Annotated in this window: 5 protein-coding genes; 1 reads left to right on the top strand and 4 read right to left on the bottom strand. The window is 43.5% G+C overall.

Annotated features, from left to right (window positions below; genetic code table 11):
• Window positions 1-132: 132 nt before the first annotated feature.
• From kdpC to kdpA, 3 genes are read right to left on the bottom strand one after another with little or no spacing between them, the layout of a single operon-like run.
• On the bottom strand, window positions 133-735 hold the full coding sequence (kdpC, locus tag ACPUEY_RS11960; protein WP_004679624.1) for a potassium-transporting ATPase subunit KdpC: 603 nt from the start codon (window positions 733-735) through the stop codon (window positions 133-135).
• A 19-nt stretch (window positions 736-754) separates the two neighbouring features.
• A complete protein-coding gene (gene kdpB, locus ACPUEY_RS11965) occupies window positions 755-2,797 on the bottom strand; it encodes a potassium-transporting ATPase subunit KdpB (RefSeq protein ID WP_425122213.1) in 2,043 nt (680 codons plus the stop codon).
• A gap of 11 nt (window positions 2,798-2,808) precedes the next feature.
• The gene (gene kdpA, locus ACPUEY_RS11970) at window positions 2,809-4,533 is read right to left on the bottom strand and encodes a potassium-transporting ATPase subunit KdpA (RefSeq protein WP_425122214.1); all 1,725 of its coding nucleotides are present in this window, start codon (window positions 4,531-4,533) and stop codon (window positions 2,809-2,811) included.
• 313 nt (window positions 4,534-4,846) lie between these two features.
• On the opposite strand from kdpA, the gene ACPUEY_RS11975 reads away from it, so the two are divergent.
• Entirely contained in the window at window positions 4,847-5,644 is a 798-nt protein-coding gene (locus ACPUEY_RS11975; protein ID WP_004281622.1) for an undecaprenyl-diphosphate phosphatase, read from the top strand.
• A 55-nt stretch (window positions 5,645-5,699) separates the two neighbouring features.
• Here the strand turns inward: ACPUEY_RS11975 and ACPUEY_RS11980 are convergent, their stop codons facing one another.
• Window positions 5,700-5,900: a hypothetical protein gene (locus ACPUEY_RS11980; protein ID WP_425122215.1), complete on the bottom strand. Its 201-nt coding sequence runs from the start codon at window positions 5,898-5,900 to the stop codon at window positions 5,700-5,702.
• Window positions 5,901-6,000: the final 100 nt, after the last annotated feature.

Genomic DNA, 6,000 nt, shown 5'->3' on the forward strand with positions numbered 1-6,000 from the left:
ATTGCTGGGCAATATGGATGCCACCGTTGGGCGGAGGTATAGAACATCCCCTCGCCCAACAATCGTATGTAACTTAATTCAAATTATTTAATAGCGTTCAATCACTATATTTTAATCTTCAAGCCATTCATATCACTTCCCGCCCCGATCCAAAGCCAAATTCAATTCAAGCACATTGATACGTGCCTGCCCTAAAATCCCAAAAATCGGCTGAACCGTATGCGACTGAATCAGTTTTTCGACATTCTGTTCAGGCATATGCCGTGCATGGGCAATCCGCTTCACTTGAATCATGGCTGATTGCACGCTAATTTCAGGGTCGATGCCGCTGCCTGAAGCGGTGACCAGATCCGCAGGAATTTTAGATTTTTCAATCTGTTCCTTCGCTGCGATTCGATTCAGCCGTTCCTCTATGGCTTTCTGCAGTTCAGGATTGGTTCTCGCCATGTTGCTTCCGGCCATCGCCATAGGATCATAATTTGCGGCAGATGGACGCGGATGGAAATATTGAACTTGGGCAAAAGGCTGTGCCACTAAGCGTGAACCGATCACTTGATTATTTTCGACAATCAAGCTGCCGTTGGCTTGTTTTGGAAAGAGCATTTGTCCTAAGCTGGTTGCAGCAGCACTATATACAAAGCCGCATAAGCCTAGAGCAATGATGGTCATTCCAAACGAAGCGCGCAGTTTCTCACCCCATGATGAGTCTGCCAATTGATGATTTTGCATATTCACTTTGTCATCCTCAAAAAATTTATAGGGCCAAGATTGGACTGATCAGCAGATCAATCGCTTTAATGGCAATAAACGGTAGCAGCACCCCGCCCACACCATAAATCAGCATGTTGCGGCGCAATAATTGGGTAGATGTCGAAGGTTTGAATTTCACACCGCGCAGTGCAATTGGAATCAGCAGAGGAATAATGATCGCATTAAAGATCAGCGCAGACAGGATGGCACTTTCAGAACTGCTTAGTTGCATGACATTTAACACATGCATTTGCGGAATTGCCGCGACGAATAATGCCGGCAAAATTGCAAAATACTTTGATACATCATTCGCCAAGGAAAAGGTGGTTAATGCACCGCGAGTAATCAGCTGCTGTTTGCCTATTTCAACCACAGATAGCAATTTGGTTGGATCAGAATCTAAGTCCACCATATTGCCTGCTTCTTTGGCTGCTTGCGTTCCCGAGTTCATGGCTAAGCCAATATCTGCTTGGGCCAACGCCGGTGCATCATTAGTACCGTCACCGACCATCGCTACCAAATGTCCTTTGTTTTGCTCGGTTCGAATGCATGTGAGTTTATCTTCTGGTTTCGCTTCAGCGATATAATCATCCACACCAGCCTCTGCTGCGATGGCCGCTGCTGTGAGCGGATTATCTCCGGTCACCATCACAGTTTTAATGCCCATTTCACGTAAGCGCGCAAATTTTTCTTTAATGCCTTGCTTAATCACGTCTGATAGTTCAATGACACCCAACAAATTCTGGTCTTTAGCCACGACCAGCGGCGTTGCCCCTTTTGAAGCTATTTGTTCTACGCGCGCTTTCAGTTCGGCATGATTTTCAAGGTTTTGCGAAGCGAATTTAAGAATGGCATCCATAGCGCCTTTACGCACTTGATGACCATCCGCCAAGTTAAGGCCTGAAATGCGTGTGGACGCATTAAAAGCGATAAATTCAGCCTGTTCAGGCTCGGCCACTCTTTCACCTTGCTCTTTGGCCAAAGCAACCACCGATTTACCTTCTGGCGTTGGATCGGCCAAAGAAGTCAGTACCGCCGCTTGGCGAAGTTCAGACTCCGTCACTCCTGTTAAGGGATAAAAAGCAGTCGCCTGACGGTCACCGTAAGTAATAGTTCCGGTTTTATCGAGTAGTAAAACATCTATATCGCCTGCAACTTCAACCGCCTTGCCTGATTTGGCAATCACATTGGCTTTGAGCGCTCTGTTCATCCCTGCAATTCCAATAGCTGGCAATAAGCCGCCGATGGTGGTTGGAATCAAGCAGACCAATAGCGCCACCAATAAAATCGGGCTGATTTCAATATGCAGGAAATGTCCAATCAACGGCAGGCTGACCACGACGATGATAAAAGTCACAGTCATCACGGTCAGTAAAATACCTAAGGCAATTTCATTCGGTGTTTTTTGACGGTTTGAGCCTTCGACTAAAGCAATCATTCGGTCGAGAAAGCTATTTCCCGCCTCTGCGGTCACTTGCACGATGATCCGGTCGGTTAAGACTTTGGTTCCGCCAATCACCCCAGATTTATCTGTGCCCGCTTCACGGAGTACCGGCGCAGATTCACCTGTTACTGCAGCTTCATTGATCGTAGCAAAGCCCTGAATTATTTCACCATCTGCGGGAATCAATTCCCCTGCACGCACTTCAATCAAGTCATGCATGTTCAATTCAGCCGCTGAAATCTGCACCCCATCCATATCATCTTTAGAATGGATCCGGCGCGCCGTCAAATTCTGACGCGCTTGACGCAGGGATGACGCCTGTCCGCGGCCTTTGGCTTCAGCAACCGCTTCGGCATAATTGGCAAAGAGAACCGTCACAAATAAAATCAACGTCACCAATAAGCCAAAAACCAAACTAGATTGACCTAGAATTGTACTAACCAGTGTAATCAGCGTCCCAAGCCAAACGATGGCCATCACCGGATTTTTAATCACATGCTGCGGCAGCAGTTTAATAAAGGCATTTTTCCATGCTTCAGCTTGAAATAAGGTTGAAGCTATGGTGTTTTGCTGTGTTTGAACAGTGTGTTTTGAATGATTCATTGTACTCACCCTTAACCTTGAACCAATAACAGATGATCAGCAATTGGCCCCAAGACCAGGGCTGGCATAAATTGCAATAAGGTCAACATCACCACAATGGCAATTAAAGTCAGTGCGAATGTTGGCGTTTCGACTTTTAAACTGCCGCTGCTTTCAGGTGCTTGGCGTTTAGCAGCTAAACGTGTAGCGATGATTAAAGGAATAATTAATGTCGGGAAACGGCCGAGCAATAAAGCAATACCGCATGTGACATTCCACCACACGGTATTGTCTGATAGCCCTTCAAAGCCTGAGCCATTGTTGGCAAATGCAGACACATATTCGTATAGCACTTGAGAAATGCCGTGGTATTGCGGATTACTGTTGCCCGTCAATTCAGGAAAAAACACAGTTATTGCGGTTAAACCAAGAATGACGATGGGTTGGATCAAAATCACAACAGCGAGCAGCTTGATTTCACCGACTTCAATTTTGCGGCCAAACAATTCTGGGGTGCGGCCGGTCATTAAGCCTGCAATAAAGACTGCTAAAAACAGATAAATAATGAATTGCTGTAAACCACAGCCAATCCCGCCCCAAATGGCATTGATCAGCATATTGGACAATTGCACCATACCTGTGAGCGGTGCAGATGAATCATGCATCATATCCACTGAGCCGTTATTGACTTGGGTGGTGACCGCTGACCACAAAGCAGATGATGCCTCGCCAAAACGCACTTCTTTACCTTCCATGGCGGAAAGCAATGTCGAAGTCGATGAAAGGCTTTCTGACCAGATAGCGCTAGTCGCAGAAATGATCGACATCAGCAGCATTGAAGCAAAGACCAAGCCTGCGAATTTGGCGCGTTTGGTGAAAAAGCCCAGCATAAAAATCACCGAAACAGGGATCAGTAAAATCGCAAGCATTTCCAGAAAGTTTGACAATGGTGTCGGATTTTCCAAAGGTACACTGCTGTTCGGACCATACCAGCCACCACCATTACTGCCCAATTGCTTAATTGCTACCATGGGCGCAACAGGGCCTAAAGGTATTTTTTGCGTTGTTAATTCGCTGCTTTGGTCGATGACTTGAACTTCTGGGCCGCCTTGAAAAGTCGATGGTACGCCTTGGCTAGTGAGCAATAATGACCAAACCATGCATAAAGGAATCAGAAAGCGGAACGTCGGACGAATCACATCGGCCCAATAGTTGCCGACATTAATTTGTTGCACTTTATGCTTAAAGCTGGTCTGTTGATCGGTTTCAGAAAGTGCATTGGATTGTTTGTAGAACAGTGCTCGAACTGTAGCCACCACCATCGCCAGGCCCATCATCGGCGTGATGATCTGCAAGCCGACAATGCCGACCATTTGCGATAAATATGACAGTTGCGCCTGTCCTGAATAGTGCTGCTGGTTGGTATTGGTCAGAAACGAAATCATGGTATGCAGCGCCAAATCCCATGACATATTCGGTGCATGGTTTGGGTTCAACGGCAGGCTGGCTTGAACCATAAATAGAGTCCAAGTCACCAAACCGATCACTGCACAGCTCATGACAAAATTGAATGAATAGGTTTTGACATTCATCCCCCGTTTGGGATTGATTCCTAAAGCCGCGTAAATGGGCTTTTCAATCCAATTGAATAGAGGATCAATTTTCATATCGCGGTTGTGCATAATTGCTGCGAGGTATTTACCCAAGGGATAAGCCAGAACAAAGACGATGGCTAAAAGCAAAGCAAACTCTAACATGGCATTTCACTCCTATGTTTCAGAGCTGAAATCTGCTTAAAGAAGTTGAAATAAGATATATTTTGATTGTTTTGTACAACGCAATTTTTTTGATGCTGTACCTGCTGATGCGCGTGAATGACCGCACTCATGTTTTTCATCCTAAGCATTGGGATATTCCACTATCTAGTATGAAAAATAAAACCGTAAAGTCTCTATCCATAACTTTGGATGCCGCGTAAAGAAAGCGTAAAAATTTGGCTCAGTGAATTTATAAATGCAGAAAAATATCTTAAAAGTGATGGCTATTATTATTCTGTGACTCACTTTATTTATGGATATAATTTCAGTACTTAAAGCCTTATTTTTAGGTTTTATAGAAGGTTTAACGGAGTTTTTACCCATTTCCAGTACTGGTCATTTAATTTTATTTGGCCATTTAATTGATTTTCATTCAGACTCAGGCCGTGTCTTTGAAGTTGTCATTCAACTGGGCGCAATCTTAGCCGTTTGTTGGCTCTACCGTAAAAAAATTATTAATCTACTACATGGTTTTATATCAGGTGATTACCATGCGAGACGTTTTGCGATAAATGTCTTCATTGCATTTATTCCTGCAGTAGTGATCGGAGTTATAGCTGTTGATTTTATTAAACAAGTTTTATTCAGTCCTTCGGTTGTTGCATCTGCACTGATTATTGGTGCACTGTTAATTTTTGCTGTAGAAGCTAAAAATTTTAAAGTCCAAACCATTGAGGCAACCAATATTGGATTCAAACAGGCCATTGTTATTGGTTTGGTTCAATGTCTTGCGATGATTCCAGGGACTTCACGGTCTGGTGCAACCATTATTGGGGGGATGTTGGCGGGTTTATCACGTAAAGCAGCTACTGAATTTTCTTTTTTCCTTGCCATACCAACAATGCTTGGTGCCGCTACTTATGACATATTTCGCAACGTTGATGTTTTAACTTCAGAAAATTTATTGAATATTTCCGTAGGCTTTGTAACCGCATTCATCGCAGCTTTGCTTGTGGTAAAAGCCATGGTTAAATTTGTAGAAAAACATACTTTAAAAGTTTTTGCTTGGTATCGTTTGGTATTAGGTTCAATCATCTTATTTATTTTTTAATACAAGCAAAAAAATAAATAAATTAAAGAGAACTCGCTGTTCTCTTTAAGTTTTTTTAATTTACAACCCGTACATTCTGCTGCAAGCTTTTCTGAATCTCTTGTACAACACCCTCTCCCTGATGGAACTTAGGCCCTGATTTAGATTCCTTTTTGGTTCTAGTTTGCAGGGGTTCAGATTCAATAAGTTCATCTATATCAAACTCCTTAACTACCTCCAAGCCTTCCTCTATATCGACCTCCATCTGAATAGCCACTAATTTTGTAGACACCTTTTAGTTAGATAAAATGGCTAATTAACGAGGTGCTTATGAGCAGTAAACGATATCCTGAAGAATTCAAAATTGAAGCAGTAAA

Origin of the sequence: Acinetobacter sp. G11, assembly GCF_049808495.1 — a bacterium.
GTDB lineage: Bacteria > Pseudomonadota > Gammaproteobacteria > Pseudomonadales > Moraxellaceae > Acinetobacter > Acinetobacter kookii.

What these genes read in the sequence shown, in the direction of transcription:
- kdpB (WP_425122213.1), bottom strand. Translation starts at nt 2,797, where the DNA reads ATGAATCATTCAAAACACACTGTTCAAACACAGCAAAACACCATAGCT.
- kdpA (WP_425122214.1), bottom strand. Translation starts at nt 4,533, where the DNA reads ATGTTAGAGTTTGCTTTGCTTTTAGCCATCGTCTTTGTTCTGGCTTAT.
- ACPUEY_RS11975 (WP_004281622.1), top strand. Translation starts at nt 4,847, where the DNA reads ATGGATATAATTTCAGTACTTAAAGCCTTATTTTTAGGTTTTATAGAA.